The organism is Streptomyces sp. NPDC058701 (genome assembly GCF_042715295.1).
Taxonomy (GTDB): Bacteria; Actinomycetota; Actinomycetes; order Streptomycetales; family Streptomycetaceae; genus Streptomyces.
In genome coordinates this window covers 190,036-215,070 of the sequence record NZ_JBHXSY010000011.1, presented here as the reverse complement: position 1 = coordinate 215,070, position 25,035 = coordinate 190,036, and the positions used below count along the sequence as shown (strand labels likewise).

Annotated in this window: 15 protein-coding genes; 8 read left to right on the top strand and 7 right to left on the bottom strand. The window is 70.1% G+C overall.

From position 1 onward, the window contains the following. Positions 1-145 precede the first annotated feature (145 nt). A complete protein-coding gene (locus tag ACFWW8_RS15255) occupies positions 146-1,339 on the bottom strand; it encodes an ATP-grasp domain-containing protein (protein ID WP_386528525.1) in 1,194 nt (397 codons plus the stop codon). Between the two features lie 800 nt (positions 1,340-2,139). On the opposite strand from ACFWW8_RS15255, the gene ACFWW8_RS15250 reads away from it, so the two are divergent. Together ACFWW8_RS15250 and ACFWW8_RS15245 are read left to right on the top strand one after the other, a co-directional pair. Then, positions 2,140-3,438, top strand: a complete 1,299-nt coding sequence (locus ACFWW8_RS15250; protein ID WP_386528523.1) for an MFS transporter — start codon at positions 2,140-2,142, stop codon at positions 3,436-3,438. Between the two features lie 97 nt (positions 3,439-3,535). Beyond that, complete coding sequence (locus ACFWW8_RS15245) at positions 3,536-4,729, top strand: argininosuccinate synthase-related protein (protein ID WP_386528521.1); 1,194 nt, start codon at positions 3,536-3,538, stop codon at positions 4,727-4,729. Positions 4,730-4,840: 111 nt separating this feature from the next. On the opposite strand, the gene ACFWW8_RS15240 is transcribed toward ACFWW8_RS15245, so the two are convergent. From ACFWW8_RS15240 to ACFWW8_RS15225, 4 genes are all read right to left on the bottom strand, one after another. After that, positions 4,841-6,334, bottom strand: a complete 1,494-nt coding sequence (locus ACFWW8_RS15240) for an IMP dehydrogenase (protein WP_386528519.1) — start codon at positions 6,332-6,334, stop codon at positions 4,841-4,843. A gap of 317 nt (positions 6,335-6,651) precedes the next feature. After that, entirely contained in the window at positions 6,652-8,025 is a 1,374-nt protein-coding gene (locus tag ACFWW8_RS15235; RefSeq protein WP_386528516.1) for an FAD-dependent oxidoreductase, read from the bottom strand. Positions 8,026-8,917: 892 nt separating this feature from the next. Next, entirely contained in the window at positions 8,918-10,447 is a 1,530-nt protein-coding gene (locus ACFWW8_RS15230) for a helix-turn-helix domain-containing protein (protein ID WP_386528513.1), read from the bottom strand. 57 nt (positions 10,448-10,504) lie between these two features. Then, positions 10,505-10,987 (bottom strand): MarR family winged helix-turn-helix transcriptional regulator, encoded by a 483-nt coding sequence (locus ACFWW8_RS15225; protein WP_386528510.1) that lies wholly within the window; start codon positions 10,985-10,987, stop codon positions 10,505-10,507. 98 nt (positions 10,988-11,085) lie between these two features. On the opposite strand from ACFWW8_RS15225, the gene ACFWW8_RS15220 reads away from it, so the two are divergent. Then, complete coding sequence (locus tag ACFWW8_RS15220; protein ID WP_386528507.1) at positions 11,086-11,973, top strand: haloalkane dehalogenase; 888 nt, start codon at positions 11,086-11,088, stop codon at positions 11,971-11,973. A 139-nt stretch (positions 11,974-12,112) separates the two neighbouring features. Here the strand turns inward: ACFWW8_RS15220 and ACFWW8_RS15215 are convergent, their stop codons facing one another. Then, on the bottom strand, positions 12,113-14,071 hold the full coding sequence (locus ACFWW8_RS15215; RefSeq protein ID WP_386528504.1) for an amidohydrolase: 1,959 nt from the start codon (positions 14,069-14,071) through the stop codon (positions 12,113-12,115). Positions 14,072-14,177: 106 nt separating this feature from the next. Here ACFWW8_RS15215 and ACFWW8_RS15210 point away from each other — a divergent pair, with 106 nt between their 5' ends. The 5 genes from ACFWW8_RS15210 to ACFWW8_RS15190 all read left to right on the top strand — a co-directional run bounded on the left by ACFWW8_RS15210 (position 14,178) and on the right by ACFWW8_RS15190 (position 21,778). Continuing rightward, positions 14,178-15,179: a LacI family DNA-binding transcriptional regulator gene (locus tag ACFWW8_RS15210; protein WP_386528501.1), complete on the top strand. Its 1,002-nt coding sequence runs from the start codon at positions 14,178-14,180 to the stop codon at positions 15,177-15,179. A gap of 140 nt (positions 15,180-15,319) precedes the next feature. Continuing rightward, complete coding sequence (gene acnA, locus ACFWW8_RS15205; RefSeq protein ID WP_386528498.1) at positions 15,320-18,049, top strand: aconitate hydratase AcnA; 2,730 nt, start codon at positions 15,320-15,322, stop codon at positions 18,047-18,049. Positions 18,050-18,394: 345 nt separating this feature from the next. Then, positions 18,395-19,843, top strand: a complete 1,449-nt coding sequence (gene ngcE, locus ACFWW8_RS15200; RefSeq protein WP_386528495.1) for an N-acetylglucosamine/diacetylchitobiose ABC transporter substrate-binding protein — start codon at positions 18,395-18,397, stop codon at positions 19,841-19,843. 43 nt (positions 19,844-19,886) lie between these two features. Continuing rightward, entirely contained in the window at positions 19,887-20,831 is a 945-nt protein-coding gene (locus ACFWW8_RS15195; protein ID WP_386528493.1) for a carbohydrate ABC transporter permease, read from the top strand. A 14-nt stretch (positions 20,832-20,845) separates the two neighbouring features. Further along, positions 20,846-21,778 (top strand): carbohydrate ABC transporter permease, encoded by a 933-nt coding sequence (locus tag ACFWW8_RS15190; RefSeq protein WP_386528491.1) that lies wholly within the window; start codon positions 20,846-20,848, stop codon positions 21,776-21,778. A 152-nt stretch (positions 21,779-21,930) separates the two neighbouring features. On the opposite strand, the gene mgtA is transcribed toward ACFWW8_RS15190, so the two are convergent. Next, positions 21,931-24,651: a magnesium-translocating P-type ATPase gene (gene mgtA / locus ACFWW8_RS15185; RefSeq protein WP_386528488.1), complete on the bottom strand. Its 2,721-nt coding sequence runs from the start codon at positions 24,649-24,651 to the stop codon at positions 21,931-21,933. Positions 24,652-25,035 lie beyond the last annotated feature (384 nt).

Below are 25,035 nucleotides of genomic sequence, written 5' to 3'. Positions count from 1 at the left end.
TACCGGTGCGCAAGGCACCCCAGCGCGGGCCGGGTGCCGGGATCGCACCACGGCGTCACCCAGCAGTGCGTGCGTTCGGCACATCTTCGGTGTGCAGTCCCGCGGCCCACGGACGGGACGGCGGTTGGTCACCGCCTTCGCGTGGTCACACCACTTCGGCCCACACATCGCGTGCGGCTGCCGCGGCGGCGTTGAAGGACAGGTTCGGGGAGGGTGCGACGGTCAGGATCTGGCACAGCCAGCCCCGGTAGTCCATTGGAGGGAACACCTGCTCGCCGATCTGCGCGCCGGGAAGTACCGCCGCGACGAACGGAGCCCGGCCGGCCTCTTCGAGGCCGTGGACCGCGCGGAGTCTGCCCGCCACCGGCGGGTAGACCGTCATGGTGGTGGATGCCCGGCCGTTGTGCTCCAGCGACGGCAGCGCCGTGCCGAGTGCCGCGGCGGCGAGGATCTCGGCGACTGGGCTCTCCAGGCAGCCGTTCATCATCAGGGGGATTCCGGCACCGGGGGGCCGGATGTTGATCTCGATGATCACGGCTTCGTCGCCGAGCACGGCGAACTCGGTGTGGAGCGCTCCCTGGGGGATGTCCAGGGCGGCCACGCACGTCTCGACGGTGCTCCGCATGCCGGCTTCGATCGACGCCGGCAGGCGGACGGGGAAGGTGTAGGAAACCTCGCAGAAGGCGGGGTTGGGGCCGAGCTGGCGGTCGGTGACACCGAGATGGTGACAGCGGCCGTCCACGATCAGCGTTTCCAGGCTGTAGACGGGCCCGCGAGCGTACTCCTCGGCCAGCAACCCACCGCCCACGAACGGGTTGTCGCCGCTCAGTTCGGCAAAGACGGCGGGGGCCTGCGCCGGATCGCGGATCAGCCTGACGTGCAGACTGCCGGCGCCCTTGCTGTTCTTGAGCACCACCGGACCGTCCAGCTGCTCCATGAAGGCGACCAGCTCCTCCGGGGTACGGGGGTCACACCAGCGCATGCTCGGCACACCGACCTCGGTGTAGAAGCGGCGTGCCGAGCGCTTGTCACGGATCGTACGGACCGCGTCCGGACTGGGGTACGGGGCGCCGACCCGCTCCGCCAGCACGGCGGCGAACTCCACGCTCCGGTCCAGCGGACAGACGACGCCCACGGGGCCGCCGGCGGCGACGACCCTGTCGACGAGATCCGACGGAACATCACCGGTCATGGTGGAGGGGACCCGGAAGACGTTCCCACGGCGTTCGAGCTCTTCGACGACCTCGCCGTCGAGGCGCGACTTCGGCACCTCGAGCGGCTGGTCGGTGACGTACGCGGCATCGATGCCGTGGTCGACCGCCCACTTTACATGTGACATTCCGGGGCCAGTTGAAGAGGACTCTACGAAGAGCAGCATGGAACACATCCCCCGATGTGGGTTGAGCAGGATCGCAGCCTGATGCCGGTCGAGTCGGCCGCCACCGGAGCGGCACGGTGGCACTCCCGGTCCCAGTGGTGGCGACTCTGCCGACCTGCCGGGCTGTCGCCGAAACCCACCGCCGACCTCACCGCCGATGAAGCGGTCACGAGGCAGGTCCTGGACGGATCCACGACTCCGAGTTGACCGATTTAGGCGGGCATGCGACGCCAATGGAACGTGGTATTTGGATGACCGCACAATCGCCGAGCAGTCGTCTTGGATGAACGCACGGCCGACTGTACGTCAATTCGTAGGATCGCAAAAGATCTTTCTCTCGATGGGCCGAGGAGTAGTCGAGAGTCCGTCGGGGCAACGACTCCAAGTGGAGCGCAGTCGCGGGGCTTTCGGGGGTGTCGTCCACGTCTGCCCCGTGCGGTTCGAGCGACGACGGGTACGCCGAAGCGGACTCCCGCCATGACACCGGACCGCCGCCCCGGCCGCCCCGGCACCTACGGTCGGCAGTCGAAACCAGCAGGCCGCGCGCATGGCGAACATGTGTACAGTGGCGCTGCCGCAGCCCCGAGTTGGGTGGCAAGCGCCACCCCTGACCGTATGCGGGAGCGAAGTGGGAGCATGCCGGGACGGCGATCACTGATGGGTGACTGGAGCCTCTGCAGGCACAGTTGACCTGAAATCCGAACTGGTGGTGCTTCGATGCGAGTTCTTGTCCACGCTTCCCTCATACCCTGGTGGGGCGCATGAGGGTCGCCGACAAGTTCGGCGCCCTTGCCGAGCGCCGATTCCGTCTCCTGTGGATCGGGCGGACGACTTCGGCCCTCGGTGACGCGCTGATGCCGGTGACGCTCGCTTTCGCGGTCCTGTCGGTCGGCGGCAGCGCGACCGACATCGGGCTCGTCATCGCCGCCATTATGGTCGTCCGCACGCTGCTTCTCCTGATCGGCGGCGCGCTGGCCGACCGGTTGCCGCGCCGTTTGCTCCTTGGCAGTAGCGACCTCTTCCTGTGCGCGGTGCAGGCGGCCGTCGGTATCCTGCTCCTCACCGGCCACGGCAGCATGAGCCTCCTGCTGGGCACGGCGGTCTGCTACGGCGCAGCCTCGGCCGTCACCCGGCCGGCCATCGTCGGCCTCGTGCCCCAAACGGTCAGCCGGGAGAGGCTGCAGCAGGCCAACGGCCTGATGGAGCTGTCACGTGGCGCGTCACAGGTGATGGGGCCGGCGGTCGCCGGCGCGGCGGCGTCGATGGCCTCTCCCGGGTGGGTCTACCTGCTCGATGCGGTCACCTTCCTGGTGAGTGCCGCCACCATGGTGTTCCTTCCCCTCCCCTCGGGGCGGCGGGCGGGACAGACCCATATGCTCAAGGACATCGCCGCCGGATGGAACGAGGTCGTCCGCCGGCCCTGGTACTGGGTGACGCTCTGCGGCCACGCTGTCTCCAACCTTGGCTCCAGCGCGTTCTTCGTCCTGGGGCCCGTCCTCATCGCCCACCAGACGGGCGGTGCGGCCGACTGGGGCCTGGTGAGCGCGAGCATGGCAGTCGGCGCCCTCATCGGTGCGGCCACCGCCATGCGGTACCGCCCGCGCAGACCCCTCGTCACCTCCCACCTCGCGCTCCTACTGGGCGTGCTGCAGCTCGCCGCGCTGGCAGGGGAGTCCCCCACCGTTGTGGTCATGGGGGCAGGGCTGGCGAGCGCCGCCGGGGTTGCCTTCGCGAACAGCATGTGGACGACCGCGGTCCAGCGCCTCATTCCCGAGGAGGTGCTGTCCCGCGTGGCGTCGTACGACTGGCTCATCTCCTTCACGGTGGCGCCGCTCGGCTACGCCGCGGCGGGACCGTTGGCCGAAGCGATCGGCGCGACCTGGACGTTGCAGATCGCGCTCGCATCCATCGTGGTCGGTGTGGCGACCGTGCTCCTCGTACCGCGCATCCGGCAGCTGCGGCAGACGGGTGAGGGCGATCTGCACGGCTGGCCCGACCTCGAGGGCCCCGAACCCCGCGAGCGGTCGTCGAGTCTGACGCCTGCCGGAGAACCACGGTGAGCATGCCCTTCCGCGGGCCCGCCACTCGACCGCGCACGTGCCTGCGGCGCCAACCGTCCCGTTCGTCCTTTCTGACGGCCGACCCTGGAAGAGTCCCGTGCGTTATCAAGGTCAAGTCATCCGTTCGTTCCGACAGCTCGGAACCGATTTTCTCCCACCAGATTCCCCTGTCGTCACCCTGTTCAGCGGCGGATTGGACAGCAGCTACCTCCTGCTCCGGCTCAGGAACGCGGGCTTCGGCAACGTCCATGCCGTCAGTGTCGATCTCGGCGACGACGAAAGCAGTGCGGACAAGCAGCAGATCGCCGACGCACTGGGCGCGACCCTCCACGTCATCGACGGCCGCACGGCCTTCGCCGAGGAATTCGTCCGCCCGGCCATCAGCGCCCAGGCCGTGTACCTCGGTACGCACCCGGTCAGTTCGACCCTGAGCCGCCCCCTGATCGCCCGCTTCGCGATCGATCTGGCGCGCGGCCTGGGCGCGGGAGCCGTCCTGCACACTGCGAACCGCTCCCAGAACACCCTGCGCCGTCTCAACGGGGCGCTCTCGCTCCTCGGTTTCGAGGGCCGGTACGGAAGCCCGTACGACCTGGAGCCCGTCGACCGCGACCAGAAGATCCAGGAGCTCAAGGAAGCCGGCCTCGACGGGATGAGTCAGCGCATCGTCAGCGGAGACTCCAACCTGTGGTGCCGCGAGTTCGAATCGGGGATCCTCGACGACCCCGAGGACCACGCGGTGCCCGAACAGATGTACCGCTGGAGCAGCAAGGGTTCCGCAGACGGCACCGACGTGGTGGAAGTGCGCTTCCTGGAAGGCGTTCCGGTGGCCGTCGACGGCGTGGACATGCCGCTGGTGGACCTGATCCGTGAGCTGAACCGGCGGGTGGGCGCCTTCGGCCTGGGAAGGTACAGCGGACTGGAACACCTCGACCGGGGCGAGAAGGTGCTCGAGGTGAGGGAGATGCCGGCCGCATGGCTGTTGCTGCGCTCCTACCGCCACCTCGAGACGGCCACCCTCGAAGCGGAGACGATCCGGGAGAAGATGCACCTGGAGCAACTGTGGGTGCGCGAGGCCCTGGAGGGACGGTGGTTCGGTGAGCTGCGGGGTGCTCTCCAGAGCTTCGTCGACGCCTGTGCGCAGCGCGTGAGCGGCTCGGTGCGCTGGAAGCTGACCATGGGGTCGGCGGAGACCCGGGCCATCGTGGCGGACGAGCCCCGCTATCTGAGGGACAGGGAGGCGTGGGAGAAGGAGTCCGTCCTCCTCGAACACGCAGCGCACGCCTTCGCCTGAGGAGCACCGGCGGCCAACAGTGCGGCGGCACGCCGAACGGCCCCGCTCCGAACGGCGATCGAGCCGACGGAACGGGGCCGGACCGGCCGGGCGGCAGCCCGGCCGGTCACGTCACTCCCCGGCGTCGATGGCGGGCCGGCGTACCTCGATCTCCGCCCCGGTCTGCTTGAACGACTCGGACGACACCGAAACCAGCACCGCGTCCCGGTGGAAGTCCCGCAGGTTCGTCGACCCACAACTGATCATCGTGGAGGTCAGCTTCGTCCGGGTCCGCTCCACGTTGTCGTACAGGCTGCCGGCGTAGGGCACGTAGCCGTCGACGCCCTCCTCGAAGACCATCCGGCCGCCCTGGCCGTAGCGGGCCGCGTTCTGCGCCCGCCGCGAACCCTCACCCCAGTACTCCTTGTACCACTGGCCGCCGATCTGCAGCTTTCGCGACGGGCTCTCGTCGAGCCGGGCGAAGTAGCGGCCCAGCATGATGAAGTCCGCGCCCATCGCCAGCGCCATCGCCATGTGCGAGTCGTTGAGCAGACCGCCGTCGCAGCACAGCGGCACGTACACCCCGGTCTCCTGTGCGTAGGCGTCGCGCGCTTCGACCACGTCGATCAGCGCGGAGGCCTGCCCGCGGCCGATGCCCTTCTGGGCCCGCGTGGTGCAGATGGCCCCGCCACCGATGCCGACCTTCACGAACGCCGCGCCGGCGTCGGCCAGGTAACGGAAAGCCCGACCGTCGACGACGTTCCCCGCACCGACGGGGACGTCGTCCCCGAACTTCTCCCGGGCGAATTCGAGGGTCTTCGCCTGGTATTGGGAATAACCGTCGGAAGAGTCCAGGCACAGCACGTCCGCGCCGGCCTCCACGAGCGCGGGAATACGGTCCTTGTAGTCCCGGGAGTTGATGCCGGCACCCACGCGCAGACGCTTCTCGCCGTCCACGGTCGCACGGTGGTACGTCTTGTGGGCCTGGTAGTCCCGCTTGAGGACCAAGGAGGCGACCCGGCCGTCCTCGAGCATCGGCAGCACGTCCAAGTGGTGCTGCCAGATCAGCTCGTTCGCCTCGGACAGTGAGGCGGAAGCAGGCGCGGTGACCAGGTCGTCACGGGCCCGCATCCGGTTGCCGACCGTCTCGGAGGCCCCGTGGCGTTCCAAGTGGAAGTCGTCGAGGCTGATGATCCCGAGGAACTCGCCGTTCACTTCCCCGCTCTGCGTGACCACTGCCACGCCCTGCTCGTTCTCTGACAGCTGTCGGGCGACCTCACCGAGGGACGTCTGGGGCGCGACGGTGACCTCGCTGGTGCGGAAGCCGGCCTTGTGCCGCTTCACCGCCAGCACGTCCGCGGCCTGGTCCTCGATCCGCTGATTCTGATGGATGAACGACAGCCCGCCGACCTGGGCCAGTGCTACCGCCAGGGTCGGTGACGAGACCGCCTGCATGATGGCACTCACCATGGGCGTGGCGACCCGGATTCTCGGATCCTCGCCGACCCGGTGACGTACCAACGGCGCCCCGAGATCCACATTGTCCGACGTGCAGTCTTCTGTGGTCAGGCCCGGGATGAGGAGGTACTCACTCAGCGTACGAGAGATCTCGGGGAGGATTTTCACGTCGTCTCCAGAAAGGAGCCTGCGAACCAGTGCGGTGAATTGGCGAGGCTCATGCGGGTGGTGCAGATCGTCGCCAACCGGTAGCGCGCTGTGGATAAGCTGCTCTCCGGACATCCTGAGAGCAGACGCACTCGGTAGGACGGTGCTCGCGCGTTTGGCCGAATCGACCGTGAGGGCACTACAGACCCGACCTGCGCGGTGCTGCACAGGCGTTGATTTCCATTACGCCATACGAGATGGTACCTCACTTGACGTGTCCACTGATCAAGGCTCCGCAGGCTGGGAGCCCTGTGGGAGAGGCGTTGACCGGGCCCCGCTCAGCTCGGGATGAGTGCGACCCACTGCTCCCGCGTCGGGCCGTCGGACTCGGGCGAGAAGTCCGGATTGGCGTCCAGCCAGGCGGTGACGTGGCGGTCCACTTCGTCGGTGCCGTAGGCGTCGTCCGCCGGTCGCAGGAGATGTCGTACCTGGGCCCGGGCCCTCATGACGACGGGGTCGTCGAACGCGCAGGCCGCCCGGGCGGCGGCCCGCCGGTCCGAGAGCGGTGCGCTCTCGGCGAGGCGCTGCCCGTTGACGCGGTCGGCGGACACCTGTGCGTCGAACCACGGGCGCAGGGCCTGCGCCGTCCAGCGGTGGTAGACCAGGGTGTCCGCGGATATCCGGTCCGCGTGGGTGGCGAGCTGCTGGGCGGCGAGCAGGCCGAGAGCGACGCCGTGGCCGAAGGTGGGGTTCGTGTGGATGAGGCTGTCCCCGGCGTTGACGAGGCCGGCGACCACGGGTCCGGCATCGTCGGCGAGGGCGGTCCAGCGGTTGTCCAGGCCGGCCATCGCCAGGACGGGCGACTGCGGCTCGGGGTCCAGGTCGAGCCAGGCGGCGCTGGCGGGGAAACGGCGGGCGGCGGCCTCGAACACGGCGGGGTCGGTGAGCGCGCCGCGGGTCGGATCTCCGGTGGAGAGCACCAGGTTCACCGCGAAGGTGTCGTTGTCGGAGGGGAACACCCCGGCGAGCGCGAACGGTGCGGCCGAGCCGGTCTTGACCCGCCCGGGGTCGCGCGGGCCGTCGGCACGCAGTCGGTACCAGCGGCACAGGTACGCGAGGCCGGTGCGGTGGCTGTCGACCACCGGCGGGCGGCAGCCGGCCGCGATCAGCCAGGCGGGAACTGGCGAGCGGCGGCCGGAGGCGTCGACCACGAGGTCCGACCGGTGCATCCGCGCGCCCACCCGCACGCCGGTGACCCGGGGCGGGCGGCCCTCTCCGATGGCGAGCCCGCGTACCGGGCAGCCTTGCCGCACGTCGACGGTGCGTTCCCGCCGCACGGCAGCGGCCAGGGCGGCCTCCAGCACGATGCGGCGGGTGCGCAGGGTCACCAGCTCCTCGTCGCCGTCCCGGTGCGGCGGATGCTCACCGAACCAGTCGAACTCGTGGTACTCCCGGGCTCCGCGCGCCAGCAGGTCCGCGTGGACATCGGGGGTCTCGGTGCGCAACACCGTGCGCACGGGCGCGAGGAACGAGTGGGGCTGGACGGCCTGCGGGACCCGAGGCCTCTCCCAGTGGAAGAAGTCCCGGTCCAGGTCCTCTCCGGCTTTCCGGCCGTCCTGCTCGAACACCGTGACTGCATGACCCCGCCGGCCGAGCATGAGGGCCGTACCCAACCCGGTCATACCCCCACCGATCACCGTAACCCGCGCCACTCGAGCTCCCCCTCAGCGTCGTGTTGCGCAACGAGCCTACTGCCGGCCGTCTCCGATCGCCGGGATGACGGCTGTCGCTCCCCTCGCCGGCGATCAGGAGGCTGCCGAGCGGTCGAGCTGACGCTGCCTGAGTCGGGCGTCCGCGGCGGCGCGTGCCTGTTTGACCAGCCCGAGGCCGAGCAGGGGGCAGACGGCGGCGACTTCTGCGCCGCCCCGGCTCCCCGCAGGGGTCAATGCCGTTTCGCGACAGAGCAGGTGCTTGGAAGACGCCTGCTCTATTCCGTGTTGCCCACCCATCGGGCGCCTGAAGGTCTTTTCCATGGAGCAGTTCGCCGACGGCAGACGGGTAAGTGTGGACACGCACTGGAGTCGTTCTGCAGAGCCCGTCGGTGTCTTCACATCCGACTCTTCCCTTGCTCCGTAGAGCTGGGGCTTGCTGGGCGTCGGCCTTGTCTTGCCGTGCGGCCTAGGTTGCTGGGTGGAACGCAGCACGGGATCGCCGGTCAGCCAAACCGGGGATTTTCCCGCGGCGTGTCCCCGCGTGCCCAGACCGGCGGCGCTCCTGCAGGCCGAGATCGCCCGGCGTGACCTCGGCCCCGACGTCGCCGTATTCACCTGCGAGGACGGGCGGCCGCTGCCCGACGCGGTCTACCGAAGGGTCTGGAGGCAGCCGCGAGCGGCCGTTCTGGAATCAGACGAGATCGACTCGCCGCTCGGCAGGCGCGTCTGCAGGACGCCAAGACCTGGCTCGCGACGGCCCAGACCGACGTGCGGCGCCAAGAGGTTGGGGACCCGCGCGACGGCGGGTCCCAGAGAAGTCCCACGGACGCCGCCGCATTCCTTGCTGACCCGTGTAATAGCAGGTCAGATAGGGTGCGGCGGCTTTCGTCTGTCAGATGTCGCGGAAGATCTCGATCTGGGCGCCCACCGAGTTGAGCCGCTCGGCCAGTTCCTCGTAGCCGCGGTTGATGACGTAGACGTTGCGGAGCACCGAGGTGCCCTCCGCCGCCATCATCCCGAGGAGCACCACGACCGCCGGGCGGAGCGCCGGCGGGCACATCATCTCCGCCGCGCGCCAGCGCGTCGGGCCCTCGACCAGGACGCGGTGGGGGTCCAGGAGCTGGAGGCGGCCGCCGAGGCGGTTGAGGTCCGTCAGGTAGATGGCCCGGTTGTCGTACACCCAGTCGTGGATCAGCGTCTGGCCCTGGGCGACGGCCGCGATGGCCGCGAAGAACGGGACGTTGTCGATGTTCAGCCCGGGGAACGGCATCGGGTGGATCTTGTCGATCGGAGCTTCGAGCTTGGACGGGCGGACCGTGAGGTCGACCAGGCGGGTGCGGCCGTTGTCGGCCACGTACTCCGCCGAGCGGTCGTGGTCCAAACCCATCTCCTCCAGGACCGCGAGCTCGATCTCCATGAACTCGATCGGGACCCGGCGGATCGTCAGCTCCGACTCCGTGACCACCGCGGCGGCGAGCAGGCTCATCGCCTCGACCGGGTCCTCGGAGGGGGAGTAGTCCACGTCCACGTCGATGTTCGGGATGCCGTGCACGGTGAGGGTGGTCGTGCCGATGCCCTCGACCTTGACGCCGAGCGCCTCCAGGAAGAAGCAGAGGTCCTGGACCATGTAGTTGGAGGAGGCGTTGCGGATGACGGTGACGCCGTCGTGCCGGGCCGCGGCCAGCAGCGCGTTCTCGGTGACCGTGTCCCCGCGCTCGGTCAGCACGATCGGGCGGTCCGGGGAGACCCCGGCCTCGACCTGGGCGTGGTAGATGCCCTCGGTGGCGGTGATGTCCAGGCCGAACCGGCGCAGGGCGATCATGTGCGGCTCGATGGTGCGGGTGCCGAGGTCACAGCCGCCCGCGTACGGGAGGCGGAAGTGATCCATCCGGTGGAGCAGCGGGCCCAGGAACATGATGATGCTCCGGGTCCGGCGGGCGGCGTCCGCGTCCATGGACTCCATGTCGAGGCGGGCCGGCGGGACGAGTTCGAGGTCGACGCCGTCGTTGATCCATCGGCTGCGCACGCCGATGGAGTTCAGGACCTCCAGGAGGCGGTAGACCTCCTCGATGCGGGCCACCCGCCGCAGCACCGTACGGCCCTTGTTGAGCAGCGAGGCGCACAGCAGGGCGACGCAGGCGTTCTTGCTCGTCTTGACGTCGATGGCGCCGGAGAGTCGGCGGCCGCCGACGACCCGCAGGTGCATCGGTCCGGCATAGCCCAGAGAGACGATCTCGCTGTCGAGCGCCTCGCCGATGCGGGCGATCATCTCAAGGCTGATGTTCTGGTTGCCGCGCTCGATCCGGTTCACGGCACTCTGGCTGGTGCCGAGTGCGTCGGCGAGCTGACTCTGTGTCCAGCCCCGGTGCTGACGGGCGTCACGGATGAGCTTGCCGATGCGTACGAGGTAGTCGTCTGCCATGGGTGCACGGTATCTCAGATATGAGATGTCGCCCGCGCCGGGTGCGCCATACGGGTGTTACCGACCGTCAGCTCCCATCGTGCCGTCCGTGGGTGCGTGGTGCGCGACGAGACGGCCGAGCAGGTGAACGAGTTGCTCCCGCTCCTGGTGGGACAGGGGGGACAGCAGTTCCTCCTGGGCCGCTTCGAGGAGCTGTTCCAGCCTGCGCAGCCGCCGCCGGCCGAGCGGTGTGAGAGTGACGACATTGCGCCTGCGGTCCCCGGGATCGGGGGCCCGCTCGACGAGTTCGCGCTCGGCGAGCTCGTTGATGACGGCGACGAGGTCGCTGCGGTGGATGCCGGTGCGCCCGCTGAGTGCGGCCTGGCTCGCCGGTCCGGACTCCTCCAGGGCGACCAGGGCCGCATAGTGCCATTTGCGGGCGTCTGCCCCGTTCAGTCCCTCCGTCACCAGTCGTTGTGCGTGCGTCGAAGCCTGCCCGAGCAGTCGGCTGGGCAGGTTCCGCAGCCGCGCGGGGACGGCCCCGCTCTCGTCCGTGGTCATGAGGGGAGGGTACCCGTTGCGTTAGGGGCACTAACGGTATAGCTTCGTTGGTGTGGCTAACGTTTGCCACACCAACGAATTGTGAAGGGGGTCCTCCGATGGCCACGACCGGCGTGCTCGGCTCGACGATGCACCACGAGGAACGCGGCGCGGACGCCTCCGGCATCCCCTTCGTGTTCCTGCACGGCAACCCGACCTCCTCCCACCTGTGGCGCCGCGTGCTGCCCCGGATCGACGGGCGGATCCGCGTCCTGGCCCCCGACCTGATCGGCATGGGCCGCTCCGGCAAGCCGGGCGGCGCGTACCGCTTCGCGGACCACGCCCGGTACCTCGACGCCTGGTTCGACGCCCTCGGGCTCGACGACGCCGTCCTCGTCGGCCAGGACTGGGGCGGGGCGCTCGCCCTCGACCGGGCCGCCCGGCACCCCGGGCGGGTCCGCGGCGTCGCCGTCATGGAGACGATCCTGCGGCCGATGAGCTGGGAGGAGCACCCGCCCGCGTCCCGCGCCCGGTTCGAGGCGATGCGGACCCCGGGCGTGGGGGAGGAGATGGTTCTGGACCGGAACCTGTTCATCGAGGACGGCCTCGGCCGGACGGTGTCGCAGCCGATGTCCGAAGAGGACCGTGCCGTGTACGCGGCCCCCTACCCGACCCGCGAGAGCCGGCGGCCGCTGCTCCAGTGGGCCCGCTCGATGCCGCTCGACGGCGAGCCGGCGGACGTCGTGTCCCGCGTCGCGGAGTACGCGGCCTGGATGGGCGTGAGTCCGCAGGTGCCCAAGCTCCTGCTGACCTTCGACGGTTCGCCCACTCTGATGGTGGGCGACGCGCTCACCGCGTGGTGCCGGGAACACGTCTCCGCGCTGGAGACCGCTTACTGCGGCTCCGCCGCCCACCTCTGCCCGGAGGACCGGCCCGAGGAGATCGCCGCCGCGCTCAACGCCTGGGCGGACCGCCACGGCCTGGCGGACCGCCGCCCCGCGCGGTAGGCCACCGCCGGGCGGCCTGCCGGGCGTTCTCCCGGAAGGCCGCCCGGAACCCGCCCGGAACCCGCCGGGTCCCCGGCGGCCCCGCGAAGCCGGCCCCCGGCCGCAGCCCCCCGCCGCAGCCCCCGCCGCGGCCCCCGTCTCAGCCCGCCCCGCAGCCGCACGCGCGGTGGCGGCCGCCGTGCACCGCCGCGTACGACGCCGGTCGCGGCGCGGACGCCGCCCCGCGGGCCGCCCGGGCCGAAGCCGCGCGCCCCGTCGCCGAGTCCGCGTCGTGCACCACCCGGCCCCCGACCAGGGTCATCCGCACCTGCGTCCCGCTGATGTCGGCCACCGGGCAGCGGGTCACGTCCCGGTCCAGCACCACCAGGTCCGCCGCCCTGCCCTGCTCAACCGTTCCCGTCAGGCCCTCCTGGCGCAGCTGCCACGCGGTCCCGGACGTGTGCATCCGCAGGACCGAGCTGCGGCCGAGCCCCTCCAGTTCCCGGTACAGCGGGCCCGAGCCGTGCGCGCCCTGCCGGTCGACCGCCGTCCGCAACTGGTTCCACACCTGGAGCGCGTCCACGGGCCAGTCGGAGCCGCCGGACAGCCGCGCCCCCGCCTTCTCCAGGCTGCGCGCCGGGTACATCCACCGGTGGCGCACCGGCCCGATGTACGGCAGCAGCGCCTCCATCGTCCAGGTGTCCTCGGCCGCCCACTGGAGCTGCATGCAGGCCGCCACGCCCAGTTGCGCGAAGCGCCGCAGGTCGGCGGGGTCCACGAGCTGGAGGTGCGCGACCGCGTTGCGCGGGTCGCGCAGCCCGGTCACCCGGCGCGCGTACGCGTACCCGTCCAGGGCCGTGCGCACGGCCCGGTCGCCGAGCCCGTGCGCGTGCATCTGCCACCCGGCGGAGTTGAAGGCCGCGGTCAGCCGGCCGTAGTCCGCCGCCGAGGTGTAGAGCTCGCCGCGGTTGGCCGTCGGCTTCCCCGCCCCGTCCAGGTACGGCGCCAGCAGCGCGGCCGTCTGCGCCGGGTACTCGATCACCCCGTCCAGGAACACCTTCACCATGCCGAAGCGCAGACCCGGCACGCCCTCGAACTCCCGTTGCAGCCCCTTCGCGTACGCCAGCGCCGCCGCCGGGTCCTTCGCCTGCGCGGCGTCGAGCCGGATCGCCGGGACGATCCGCTGCGGCAGCCGGCCCGACCCGGCGAGCTCCCGGTAGAGCCCCAACTCGTGCCGTCCCGCGAGGGCGTCCATCATGGTCGTGACCCCGGAGGCGGCCGCCAGCCCCAGCACCCCGGCGCACGCCGCGACCAGCTCCGCCCGGGACGGCTCCGGCACGTGCCGCTTCACCAGGTCCTGGGCGTCGTCCTTGAGCACGCCCGTCGGCTGCCCGTCCGCCCCCTTCACGATCCTGCCGCCGACCGGGTCCGGCGTCGCGCCGGTGATCCCGGCGACGTCCAGGGCCCGGCGGTTCGCCCACAGGTTGTGGCCGTCGCCGCCGACCAGGATCACCGGTCGGCGGGTCGCCAGCGCGTCCAGCACCGAGTGGTGCGGCACGCTCCCGGTCGGCAGCAGCCCGACCGGGTTCCAGTCCTCCACCACCAGCCAGCGGTCCGGCTCCGCCGCCGCGCCCCCCGTGTCGGCGAGGAAGCCGGTCAGGATCGCCAGCAGCTCGTCCCGAGTGGTCTCCGCCCCCTCCAGGGAGGGCCGCAGCGACCGGTCCCCGGCGCCCAGCGGGTGCACGTGCCCGTCGTGGATGCCGCTCATCACCGTGTTGCCGCACGCGTCGACGGTGTCGGTGTCCCGCCCGACGTACCGGCGCAGCGCCGCGTCGGAGCCGGTGGCCAGGATGCGCCCGTCCCGGCCGACCGCCACGGCCCGCGCCGGGCGGCCCCCGTCGACCCCGCTGAACACGCGGGCGTTGTGGATGACCAGCGCCGCCGAACCGCGCGAGGAAGGCGCCGTCTGGGCGGCCGCCGGGCCGGCCGCGGTACCGAGCAGACCGGCCGCGCCCGCGGCGCCGGCCGCCGCGAGGAGCCCCCGCCGGGACAGCGCGCGGGGGGCCGCCGGGGCGGGGGGCGGGGTAGTCGACGGGGAAGGGGACGGGGAAGACGTCATGGCCACTCCGAACATTGGATGTGGCCAGGACACTCTTTGGTTAAGGCCGTAACCGGAACCCGTCCCGGGCGACGGAATCCGCAGGCCGCGTCCGTACGATGACCGCGTGCCCGGACCCGGACCGACCATCGCCGACATCGCGCGCGCCGCGGAGGTCTCCACCGCGACCGTCTCGCACGCCCTCAACGGCACCGGCCGCCTCGGCGAGGGCACCCGCCGCCGGGTCCGCGAGACGGCGGCCTCCCTCGGCTACGGGGTCCGCCGGGGACCGCGCACGCGCACCCTCGGCGTCGCCGTCACCACGTACGCCGGCTCGGCCTGGGACTACGCGGGCGTCGCCTACTTCTCCCGGCTGCTGACCGCCGCGACCTCCGCGGCCCACGCCCGCGGTTACGCGCTGACCACCCTGCCCGCCGACCGCGGCGCCGAGCCGCTGTGGCACACCCTCGCCGTCGACGGGATGCTGCTCCTCGACAGCCCGGACGGCGACGCCGTGCTCCGGGCCCTGCGGGCGCGCGGCCTGCCGGTGGTGTTCGACGGCCGCCCCGCAGACCCGCTGCCCGGCGACGTGTGGGTGGACAACGACCACGCCGCCACCACCGCCGCCGTCCTCGACCACCTCGCCGCGTCCGGGGCCCGCCGCATCGCCCTGCACTCCGGCTACGGCCGCGAGCACTACACCGGGGCCGTCACCGCGGCGTACACCCGTTGGTGCGCCGAGCGCGGCCGCCCCGCCCTGGTGGTCCCCTTCGACCCCGAGGACGTGGCCGGGCACGCCTTCGACGCGGCCTTCGCCGCGCCCGGCCGCCCCGACGCCGTCTACTGCGTGTACGACCCCGGCGGCCGGCAGGTGCTTGCGGCCGCCGCGCGCCACGGGATGCGTACGCCCGACGACGTGCTCCTGGTCTGCGCGAGCGAGGATCCGGCGTACGAGAGCCGTGAACCGGCCGTGACCACCGTCACGCTGCATCCCGAGCGGATCGCCGTGACGGCGGTGTCCGCGCTGGTCACACTGATCGAATCCGGACAAGCGGAATCCCCGGGGCAGCACACCGTGCCGACAGGTATACGGGTGCGCGCCTCGTCCCTTCCCCCGGACATGTACTAGAGTTATCTCGACATCGAGATATCTGCCGAGAGGCGTACCGCAGCCGTCCCGCTGGTAAGGGTAACCTAACTTAGCCTCACCTCAGCGGATTGGCCAGAGTGCCACGCGGCAGGATTGCGGTAAAACGCGCGAATTCATGCATGAAGGAGACTGTCGTGTCGGCGAACAGCTTCGACGCCCGCAGCACGCTGCAGGTGGGCGACGAGTCGTACGAGATCTTCAAGCTGGACAAGGTCGAGGGCTCCGCCCGCCTTCCCTACAGCCTGAAGGTCCTGCTGGAGAACCTGCTCCGTACCGAGGACGGCGCGAACATCACCGCCGACCACATCCGGTCGCTCGGCAACTGGGACTCGCAGGCCCAGCCCAGCGAGGAGATCCAGTTCACGCCGGCTCGCGTGATCATGCAGGACTTCACCGGCGTTCCGTGCGTCGTGGACCTCGCCACCATGCGCGAGGCCGTGAAGGCCCTCGGCGGCGACGCCTCCAAGATCAACCCGCTGGCCCCGGCCGAGCTGGTCATCGACCACTCCGTGATCGCGGACAAGTTCGGCACCCCGGAGGCGTTCCTCCAGAACGTGGAGCTGGAGTACGGCCGCAACCGCGAGCGCTACCAGTTCCTGCGCTGGGGCCAGACCGCCTTCGACGAGTTCAAGGTCGTCCCCCCGGGCACCGGCATCGTCCACCAGGTCAACATCGAGCACCTGGCCCGTACGGTCATGGTCCGCAACGGACAGGCGTACCCCGACACCCTCGTCGGCACCGACTCGCACACCACCATGGTCAACGGCCTGGGCGTGCTGGGCTGGGGCGTCGGCGGCATCGAGGCCGAGGCCGCGATGCTCGGCCAGCCGGTCTCCATGCTGATCCCGCGCGTCGTCGGCTTCAAGCTGACCGGCGAGCTGCCCGCCGGCACCACCGCCACCGACCTGGTGCTGACGATCACCGAGATGCTGCGCAAGCACGGCGTCGTCGGCAAGTTCGTCGAGTTCTACGGCGAGGGCGTCGCCGCCACCTCGCTGGCGAACCGCGCCACCATCGGCAACATGTCGCCGGAGTTCGGCTCCACCGCCGCGATGTTCCCGATCGACGACGAGACCCTGAAGTACCTGCGCCTGACCGGCCGCGACGCCCAGCAGGTCGCGCTCGTCGAGGCGTACGCCAAGGAGCAGGGCCTGTGGCTGGACCCGGCCGCCGAGCCGGACTTCTCCGAGAAGCTGGAGCTCGACCTCTCCACGGTCGTCCCCTCCATCGCCGGCCCGAAGCGCCCGCAGGACCGCATCGTCCTCGCCAACGCCTCGCAGCAGTTCGCGCTCGACGTGCGCAACTACGTCAACGACGACGAGGAGGCCGGCAAGGAGTCCTTCCCGGCGTCCGACGCCCCGGCGTCCTCCAACGGCGTGCCGACCAAGCCCACCCCGGTCACGCTGGCCGACGGCACCTCCTTCGAGATCGACCACGGCGCCGTCACCGTCGCCGCGATCACCTCGTGCACCAACACCTCGAACCCCTACGTCATGGTCGCCGCGGCGCTCGTGGCCAAGAAGGCGGTCGAGAAGGGCCTGACGCGCAAGCCGTGGGTCAAGACCACCCTGGCCCCGGGCTCGAAGGTCGTCACCGACTACTTCGACAAGGCCGGCCTCACCCCGTACCTCGACAAGATGGGCTTCAACCTCGTCGGGTACGGCTGCACCACCTGCATCGGAAACTCCGGTCCGCTGGACGAGGAGATCTCGAAGGCGATCAACGAGGCCGACCTCGCGGTCACCTCGGTCCTCTCGGGCAACCGCAACTTCGAGGGCCGCATCAACCCCGACGTCAAGATGAACTACCTGGCGTCCCCGCCGCTGGTCGTCGCGTACGCCATCGCGGGCTCCATGAAGGTGGACATCACCACCGACGCGATCGGCACCGACACCGAGGGCGAGCCGGTCTTCCTCCAGGACATCTGGCCCTCCGAGGCCGAGGTCAACGACGTCGTGGCGAACGCCATCGGCGAGGACATGTTCAACAAGTCCTACCAGGACGTCTTCGCGGGCGACGCCCAGTGGCAGGCGCTGCCGATCCCGACCGGCAACACCTTCGAGTGGGACCCGCAGTCCACCTACGTGCGCAAGCCCCCCTACTTCGAGGGCATGACGATGGAGACCACCCCGGTCTCCGACATCGCCGGCGCGCGCGTCCTGGCGAAGCTGGGCGACTCGGTCACCACCGACCACATCTCCCCGGCCGGTGCGATCAAGGCCGACACCCCGGCCGGCAAGTACCTCACGGAGCACGGCGTCGAGCGCCGCGACTTCAACTCGTACGGTTCCCGCCGCGGCAACCACGAGGTCATGATCCGCGGTACCTTCGCCAACATCCGCCTCCGCAACCAGATCGCGGCGGGCACCGAGGGCGGCTTCACCCGCGACTTCACCGTCGAGGGCGCGCCGGTCTCCTTCATCTACGACGCCTCGCAGAACTACCAGGCCGCCGGCATCCCGCTGGTCATCCTGGCGGGCAAGGAGTACGGCTCGGGCTCGTCCCGCGACTGGGCCGCCAAGGGCACCGCGCTGCTCGGAGTCAAGGCCGTCATCGCCGAGTCCTACGAGCGCATCCACCGCTCCAACCTGATCGGCATGGGCGTCCTGCCCCTGCAGTTCCCCGAGGGCGCCACCGCGGCCTCCCTGGGCCTCACCGGCGAGGAGACCTTCGCCTTCACCGGTGTGGAGGAGCTGAACAACGGCACCACCCCGCGCACCGTCAGGGTGACCACCGACACCGGTGTGGAGTTCGACGCGGTCGTGCGCATCGACACGCCGGGCGAGGCGGACTACTACCGCAACGGCGGCATCATGCAGTACGTGCTCCGGAACCTCATCCGAGGCTGAGAGGCGCGCCAGGCGGAGCCGAATCAGTCGGGTCGGCTCCGTCAGTCGGCACCATAGGGCCGTATCCCCGGACACGGGGGTACGGCCCTTCCGTCTGTTCCGGTGCCGTCCGCGGCCCCGGGCCAGGTGACGGTGAGGTCTCAACTCGGAAAAGCCGGAGCTGATCCTTGTGCATGATCTTGCTCACTCGAACGGAAGTGGACTATACCTGTGCCCGTCCGGACCACCGCGCATCGAGCGGTCCCGGGCCGGGGGACGGCGGGGACCTGCGGCGATGTCGCATGCGCGGCAACTGCCGCGCTGTCCCGCTTCCTTCACACTTCTGACGAAGGCGAGGACTTGAGCATGGGATCCACCTCCGCCCACGGCGAGAACAGCACCGACGGCCTCGGCCGCCGCGACCTGATCAAGCGCTCCGCGGCACTCGGCCTCATCACCGTGCCGACGATGAGCTTCCTGTCCGCGTGCGCCTCGGGTGCCGAGGAGGCTCCCAAGGGCGGCGCCCCCAAGGGGCCGGTCACCAAGGAGAACCCCTTCGGCGTCGCCAAGGGCGGCAAGCTCGACGTCGTCGTCTTCAAGGGCGGCTTCGGCGACGACTACGCGAAGGCCTGGGAGGCCGCCTTCGACAAGAAGTGGGGCACCACCAGCTCCCACCTGGGCACCCAGGAGATCACCGCCAAGCTCCAGCCGCGCTTCAACGCCGGCAACCCGCCGGACGTCGTCGACGACTCGGGCGCGCAGCAGATCAAGCTGGACGTCCTGGCCAAGGGCGGCCAGCTCGCCGACCTCACCGCCGTGCTCGACGCGCCCTCGCTGGACGACCCGACCAAGAAGGTGCGCGACACCCTCGTCGAGGGGGCCTACGAACAGGGACTCCAGGGCGGCAAGTTCGTCGTCCTCAAGTACGTCTACGCCGTCTTCGGCCTCTGGTACTCGGGCAAGCTCTTCAAGGAGAAGGGCTGGACCCCGCCCAAGACGTGGGACGAGTTCCTGGCCATCTGCACCAAGGCCAAGGAAGCGGGCATCGGCGGCCTCGCCCACCAGGGCAAGTTCCCGTACTACATCAACGTCGTCATCATGGACCTGATCGCCAAGAAGGGCGGCCTGGACGCCATGAAGGCGATCGACAACCTGGAGCCGAACGCCTTCGAGGGCAACCCGGCCGCGCTGGCCGCCGTCGAGGCCGTCTACGAGGTCGTGGAGAAGGGCCTCCTGCTGCCCGGCACCAACGGACTCACCCACACGGAGTCCCAGACCGCGTGGAACCAGTACAAGGCCGTCTTCATCCCCAGCGGCTCCTGGCTGGAGAACGAGCAGCTCAAGCAGACCCCCGAGGACTTCGACATGAAGTTCCTGCCGATTCCGCTGCTGCCGGACAGCAAGCTGCCCCTCGAGGCCGTCCGCGCCGGTGTGGACGAGCCTTTCATCGTCCCGGAGAAGGCCGCCAACAAGGCCGCCGGCATGGAGTTCCTCCGCTCGATGCTCTCCCGCGAGTGGTCAACGATCTTCGCCCAGCAGGCCAACTCCCTCACCGTCGTCAAGGACGGCGTGGACCCCGCCGTCAAGCTCCGCCCGGGCACCCAGTCGGCCGTCGAGGCACTCAAGGCCGCCGACGGCAACATCATCAGCTACCAGTACCCGGACTGGTACAGCGAGATGGACACCGAGATCCAGAACGCGTCCAATGAGCTGATGGCGCAGCGCATCCAGCCGAAGGAATGGATCAAGCGCGCCCAGGCTGCGGTAGACAAGGCTGCCAAGGACCCGAACGCGAAGAACAACAAGCGCAGCTGACGACGCGTCCACCGGACACCCGGCGACACCAGGGACGGACACCATGAGCCACGCAGCCCAGGGGAGGGGGAAGGCCGGCTTCATCACCGGTTTCCTCATCGCACCGATCGCGCTGTACCTGACCTTCGTCATCTGGCCGTATGTTCAGACATTCGGCTATTCCTTCACCAACTGGTCGGGCCAGTCACCGGTCTTCGACTTCGTCGGCCTGGACAACTACACGGTGTTGCTGAAGGACGAGGTCTTCCGGGGCGCGCTGTGGCACAACCTGCTGCTCCTGGTGTTCGTCCCGGTGATCACCATCCTGCTCGCCCTCTTCTTCGCCTTCATGGTGAACGCCGGAGGGCGCAGCGGGGCCGGCGGCGTCCAGGGCGTCTCCGGCTCGCGCCTCTACAAGGTCGTCTACTTCTTCCCCCAGGTCCTCTCCCTCGCGATCCTCGCCGTGCTCTTCGGCGCGATCTACCGCAGCGACGAGGGGGGCCTGCTCAACGGCTTCCTCATCAAGACCGGCCTGGTCGACCCGCAGCACCCCGTCGAATGGCTCAACGAGCCGAACCTCGTCCTGTGGTGCCTGCTGTTCGTGGTGGTCTGGCACGGCGTCGGCTTCTACCTCGTCCTCTTCTCCGCGGCCATGCAGTCCGTACCGAAGGACATCTACGAGGCCGCGCTCCTCGACGGCGCCGGGCGCGCCCAGACCTTCTTCAAGGTCACCCTGCCCCTGCTGTGGGATTCTGTGCAGACCTCCGCGGTCTACCTGGGCATCGCCGCGATGGACATGTTCGTCCTGGTGTCGACCATGACCTCGGGCCAGTTCGGCGGCGGACCCGACCACCACAGCGAGGTCATGGCCACGGTGCTGATGCGCAACTTCCTGTACTTCGGCAAGAGCGGTTACGCCTGTGCCATGGGCGTGGTCATGCTCGTCCTGACCATGATCCTCTCCGTCATCACGCTGCGCGCCACCCGCCGCGAGCGCATCGAGTTCTGAAGCGGAGTGCCCTGATGACCACACAGTCCACAGTGATCAAGGTTCCGGGCGAAGCCGCCTCGGAGAGCTCCTCCGGAGCCGGACGGACGGGGGAACCGGACCGGCGCTCCGAGGGCGTGGTCCTCAACGTCTTCTCGCACGGGTTCCTCGCCCTCTGGGCGGTCATGATCGTGCTGCCCCTGATCTGGCTCGTCCTCGGCTCCTTCAAGACCGACGCGCAGATCGGCGGCTCCGCCCTCAGCTGGCCCTCGAACTGGCACCTGGACGCGTTCGGCCGGGCCTGGGACAAGGGCATCGGCGGCTACTTCGGCAACACGCTCGTCGTACTGGCGTTCTCGGTCCCGCTGACCATGCTGTTCGGCTCCATGGCCGCGTACGTCCTGGCCCGCTACCCCTTCAGGGGGAACCGGGTCGTCTACTACTTCTTCGTCAGCGGCGCGATGTTCCCCGTGTTCCTCGCGCTCGTCCCGCTGTTCTTCATGGTCAAGCGCTTCGACATGCTGAACACCTACCAGGGCCTGATCCTCGTGTACATCGCGTACTCGATGCCCTTCACCATCTTCTTCATGCACTCGTTCTTCCGGACGCTGCCCACGGCCGTGTACGAGGCGGCCGTGATCGACGGGGCGTCCGACACCCGGATCTTCTTCCAGGTGATGCTGCCGATGGCCAAGCCCGGCCTGATCAGCGTCGGGATATTCAATGTCCTGGGCCAGTGGAACCAGTACATCCTGCCCGCCGTGCTGATGCAGCCCCAGTCGAGCGCGGACCCCGAGCGCTACATGCTCACCCAGGGCCTGATCCAGCTCCAGCAGCAGATGGGGTACGAGACGGACCTGCCCGTGCTGTTCGCCGGGGCGACCATCGCGATCATCCCCATGCTCGCGGTGTACCTGTCCTTCCAGCGCCAGATCCAGGCCGGCCTCACCTCCGCCACCCTCAAGTAGCAGCCGGGCCCGGACCCCTGACGGGGGTCCGGGCCCGCGCCGCGTCCCCCGGCCCACGCCCGGTCCGGCCGCCGGCTCCGGCGGGCGCGGCGGGAGGTTGGCACCCACCGTGCCCACGGTGCCGCAGGCGGCCAGGACGAACAGGCCGGCCGTCACAGCCAGGTGTTGAACCGGCGGATGTACCAGGTCTTCACGAGCTGGGTGAGCGTGCAGTACGCGAGGAGCACGCCGATCAGCCAGGGGAAGTAGCCGGCCGGCAGCGCCGTGAAGCCCAGCGGGGCGGCCAGCGGCGAGAACGGCAGCCACAGCCCGGTCAGGACCGCGAGGACCGTCATCACCATCACCGGCCAGGAGGCGCGGGACTGGATGAAGGGGATCTTCCGGGTACGGATCATGTGGACGATCAGGGTCTGCGAGAGCAGGCCCTCGATGAACCAGCCGGACTGGAAGAGCGCCTCGTGCGCCTCGCTGTTCGCCCCGAAGACGTGCCACATGATCAGGAACATCGAGATGTCGAAGACGGAGCTGACGGGGCCGATGGTGACCATGAAGCGGCCGATGCCCTTGGCGTCCCAGTTGCGGGGCCGCCGCAGGTACTCCTCGTCCATCCGGTCCCACGGGGTGGCCAGCTGCGAGATGTCGTAGACCAGGTTCTGGACCAGCAGCATGATCGCGAGCATCGGCTGGAAGGGGATGAAGGCACTCGCGACGAGGACCGAGAGGACGTTGCCGAAGTTCGACGAGGCCGTCATCTTGATGTACTTGATGGTGTTGCCGAAGGTGGTCCGGCCCTGGACCACACCCTGCTCCAGGACGGTCAGGTCCTTCTCCAGCAGGATGATGTCGGCCGACTCCTTGGCGATGTCCACGGCCGTGTCCACCGAGATGCCGACGTCGGCGTCGCGCAGCGCGGCAGCGTCGTTGATGCCGTCCCCGAGAAACCCGACGGTGTGCCCCTCGGCCTGCAGGGCCCGTACGATCCGGGCCTTCTGGACGGGGTTGACCTTGGCGAAGACCGTCGTACGGGCGGCCAGCGCGCGCAGCGCGTGCTCGTCGAGGGCGTCGGTCGCGGCGCCGGGCACCACGTGCCCGACGTCGAGGCCGACGTCCGCGCAGACCCGGGCGGCGACGAGCTCGTTGTCGCCGGTGACCACCTTGACCGCGATGCCCTTGCCGGCCAGCCCCTGGAGGGCCCGGGCGGCGTCGGCCTTCGGCGGGTCGAGGAAGGCGAGGAAGCCGACCAGGGTAAGCCCGTCCTCGTCCGCGACGGTGTAGGTGTCGCGCGGTGCGGCGACCGTGCGGGTGGCGACGGCCAGGACGCGCAGGCCCTGCCGGTTGTTCTCCTCGGCGATGCGGGTGGCGTGCCACCGCAGCTGCTCGGTCAGGTCGACGCGCTCACCGCGGTCCTTCACGTGGGTGCAGAGGTCCAGGACCTCTTCGACGGCGCCCTTGGTGATCACGACGTGCTCGGTGCGGCCGGCGTCGCCGACGATCGCGTTGCGGTTCAGGACCACGGACATCCGGCGCCGGGCGAAGTCGAAGGGGATCTCGTCGACCATCGAGAACCGTGCGTCGACGACAACCTCCTCGGCCTCGTCGACGCGGTCGATGACCGCCTGGTCCATCAGGTTGCGTAGTCCGGTCTGGAAGTGGGCGTTGAGGTAGCCGTACTCCAGGACCTCGTCGTCCTCCGTGCCGTGCACGTCCAGGTGGCGGTCCAGGACGATCCGGTCCTCGGTGAGGGTGCCGGTCTTGTCCGTGCAGAGCACGTCCATGGCACCCAGGTTCTGGATCGCGCCCAGCCGCTTGACGACGACCTTGCGCCGGGACAGGGCGACGGCGCCGCGGGCCAGGTTGGCGGAGACGACCATCGGCAGCATTTCCGGGGTCAGGCCGACCGCGACGGCGACACCGAAGAGGAAGGCCTCGTTCCAGTCGCCCTTCGTGAAGCCGTTGATCATGAAGACGACCGGGACCATGACGAGCATGAAGCGGATCAGCAGGAGGCTGACCCGGCGCACGCCGGTGTCGAAGTTGGTCTGCGGGCGCTCGCCCACCAGGGAGCCGGCCATCGAGCCGAAGTAGGTGTCGGAGCCGGTGGCGACGACGACGCCGGTGGCGGTGCCGGAGGTGACCGAGGTCCCCATGAGCACGAGGTTGTCGGCCTCGACCGGGTCGGTGGTCCCGGGCCGGCCGAGGTCCTCGGTCCGGGTGTCGGCCTTGGCGACGGGCAGGGACTCGCCGGACAGGGCGGCCTGGCCGACCATCAGGTCCTTGGACGTGATCAGCCGCAGGTCCGCCGGGACGAGGTCGCCCGCGGCCAGCTTGACCATGTCGCCCGGGACCACCTGGTCCATGGGCACCTCGAACGTGGTGGGGCCGGAGCCGCTGCCGGCCCGGCGCTGCACGGCGCAGGTGGTGGTCACGAGCCGGCCCAGCGCGCCGGCGGCCCGGCCGGACCGGAACTCCTGCCAGAAGCGCAGCAGGCCGCTGATCGCCACCATCACGCAGAGGATGACGACACCCGGGTCCCCCGGGTCCTGCCAGTACATGACCGCGGCCAGGAAGACCAGGACGCCGATGAAGGGGTTCCGGTACGCCATCGCCAGCTGGAGGTACCAGCGCGGGGTGCGCTCCTGGGCGACGGTGTTGGGGCCGTGCCGCTCCAGGCGCAGCGCGGCCTCGGCGTGGGTGAGGCCGTGGCGCGAGGCGTCGGCGGACCGGAGGACCCGGACGGCAGGGCGGGCGCTCGTCGCGGCGAGCCGCTCGCCGACGAGCCGGGTACGGGCCTCCAGCTCGGCGGCCTTGCGCTCGCGGCGGGTCCGGCCCGGCGGTGCGAGCTTCGCCGGGGAACGGGGGGTGAGCATGGTCATGACGAATACCTCCCTCCACGGTGTCCGGGCAGCGCGGAGCCGTACGGTCACGTGGAGTGATTATGGGTCGGCGCGCGACGGCATGGAACGGCCGCGGCGCACGCCGGTGGGCATGGATGACGCAGGCCCGACGGAGCCGTCAGGGCATGCGGAGGGGAAGCGGGGGCAGGCTGAGGCGGAACGCGTGGAGGCGACCACGGGGTGCCGCGGCCGTGCGCACTCGGGGAAAGGGGCGGCCGAGCCGGAGATCAGCCGACGGGAGCGCTGCAAGGACTTCGGTCGGGACTCATCCCGAACACCTCCTTGCGTAGAGCGCTGTCATCACGAGCGCCCGGTCCGGCCGGAAAGGCCGCAGAGGATCGGCGCCTTTGCGACCGTAGCACG

Coding starts and splice junctions, on each gene's coding strand:
- acnA (WP_386528498.1), top strand. CDS start 15,320: ATGAAGGAGACTGTCGTGTCGGCGAACAGCTTCGACGCCCGCAGCACG.
- mgtA (WP_386528488.1), bottom strand. CDS start 24,651: ATGACCATGCTCACCCCCCGTTCCCCGGCGAAGCTCGCACCGCCGGGC.
- ACFWW8_RS15215 (WP_386528504.1), bottom strand. CDS start 14,071: ATGACGTCTTCCCCGTCCCCTTCCCCGTCGACTACCCCGCCCCCCGCC.
- ACFWW8_RS15195 (WP_386528493.1), top strand. CDS start 19,887: ATGAGCCACGCAGCCCAGGGGAGGGGGAAGGCCGGCTTCATCACCGGT.
- ACFWW8_RS15250 (WP_386528523.1), top strand. CDS start 2,140: ATGAGGGTCGCCGACAAGTTCGGCGCCCTTGCCGAGCGCCGATTCCGT.
- ngcE (WP_386528495.1), top strand. CDS start 18,395: ATGGGATCCACCTCCGCCCACGGCGAGAACAGCACCGACGGCCTCGGC.
- ACFWW8_RS15255 (WP_386528525.1), bottom strand. CDS start 1,339: ATGTCACATGTAAAGTGGGCGGTCGACCACGGCATCGATGCCGCGTAC.
- ACFWW8_RS15225 (WP_386528510.1), bottom strand. CDS start 10,987: ATGACCACGGACGAGAGCGGGGCCGTCCCCGCGCGGCTGCGGAACCTG.
- ACFWW8_RS15230 (WP_386528513.1), bottom strand. CDS start 10,447: ATGGCAGACGACTACCTCGTACGCATCGGCAAGCTCATCCGTGACGCC.
- ACFWW8_RS15190 (WP_386528491.1), top strand. CDS start 20,846: ATGACCACACAGTCCACAGTGATCAAGGTTCCGGGCGAAGCCGCCTCG.
- ACFWW8_RS15220 (WP_386528507.1), top strand. CDS start 11,086: ATGGCCACGACCGGCGTGCTCGGCTCGACGATGCACCACGAGGAACGC.